Below are 1,439 nucleotides of genomic sequence, written 5' to 3' on the forward strand. Positions count from 1 at the left end.
GGAGATGTGTATAAGAAGCAGGAGTTCGGGGAGGGGGCCCTGTTCTCCCGCCCGTAGGACGGTGTCCAGGAGGTGGACTCCGGCCGCGGCGACGGCGATACGGACCTGGCCGGGGGCGGGGGTGGGGTCGTCGACGGGTTCGTAGGTGAGGTTCTCGGCGGGTCCGAAGGCGTGGAGTCGTACGGCGTGCATGGGGCCCCCATGGTGGTGACGAGTTGCTTGTTGCTTGCCTGGGGTCCTCACTCTTCGACCTCAAGCGTGCTTGAGGTCAAGCGTTCGCCGGGTCGGTGCCGCGAGGGCCAGGGACACGGCGGTCAGGGCGCTGTTGAAGGACACCTCGGAGAGGACACCGGGTGCCGCGACCTGGTCGCCCGCGAGGTACACCCCGTCCCCGCGATCGATGGCCGGCCGGTCCCGCCAGCTGCTGCCGGGCAGGTCGACGGCTCCGGTACGAGCGCTCGCGACGCCGGTGCGCCGCCAGATCAGCCGTTCCCGCCAGCCCCGGAACCCCAGGTCGAGCAGCTCCTCGGCACGGGAGACTCCGTCGGCCTTCGTCTCGTACGGCGCGATCGGGATCTGTGCCTGGAGCAGTTGCTCTCCGGCCGGGGCGAGGGAGCGGTCCTGTGCGGTGAAGCGTTCGACCCAGCCCGGCTCGTCGAGGTCGGAGACGACGAAGGGGTCACCGCGCCGGGTGCGGATGGCCATGTCGACGAGGGCCGTACGTCCGCTCGTCCACGTCAGTGAGTCGTCGTCGAGGAGGCGGCGGGCGGCGTCGAGGGAGGTGGCGACGACGACGGGTGTGTCCGTGGGCAACGTGTCGACGCGGGACAGCGTCTCCACGCGTACGCCGAGCTGCCAGGCCCGGGCTGCCATCCGGTCGACGACGTTCGCCCAGCCGCCGAGCGGACAGCGTGCCTCGGCCGGCAGCCGCGCCGCGCGCCGTAGCCGTTCCTGCACGAAGGCGGCGGACAGCGCGCCGGGGTCGTGGTGGAAGAGGGCGACGGCGGAGTAGTGCGCGGCGGCCCGGGCGGCCTCCTCACCGGCGACATCGGTCGCCCAGGTCGTGAAGTCGACGTCCACGGGCGCCTGTTGGCGGACGGAACGGCGGAGGAGGTTGAGCATCGGGAGGGGCGGCGTGCGGCGCAGGGCGCCGTGGTGACGCAGCCGGAAACGGGCCGCCGCCGACACCGGAATCGGGGCGAGCGGCCCGAGCAGCCCGCGCTCCCGGAGCCAGGTCCAGTGCGGGCCGCGGCTGTAGAGGACGTGCGGTCCGTCGTTCGTCCGGTACGGCCCCTCGGCGGTCCGTGCGCGCCCGCCGAGGGTGTGGTGCGCCTCGTACACGGTGACCTCGGCACCCGCCTCGGCCGCGGCGATCGCGGCGGTGAGCCCGGCGAGGCCGCCGCCGATGACGGTGATGGGGGCAGTGACGGGGGAGGGGG

1 protein-coding gene and 1 pseudogene are annotated in these 1,439 nt (G+C 73.2%); both read right to left on the reverse strand.

Annotated elements, in window-relative coordinates; all coding sequences use genetic code 11:
• Nucleotides 1-192, reverse strand: a pseudogene (locus ACNFOC_RS54335) (oxidoreductase); the annotation flags it as partial.
• Nucleotides 193-252: 60 nt separating this feature from the next.
• On the reverse strand, nt 253-1,416 hold the full coding sequence (locus tag ACNFOC_RS54340) for an NAD(P)-binding protein (RefSeq protein WP_416966306.1): 1,164 nt from the start codon (nt 1,414-1,416) through the stop codon (nt 253-255).
• Nucleotides 1,417-1,439 lie beyond the last annotated feature (23 nt).

The sequence above is a fragment of the Streptomyces colwelliae genome (assembly GCF_048158785.1).
Taxonomy (GTDB): domain Bacteria; phylum Actinomycetota; class Actinomycetes; order Streptomycetales; family Streptomycetaceae; genus Streptomyces.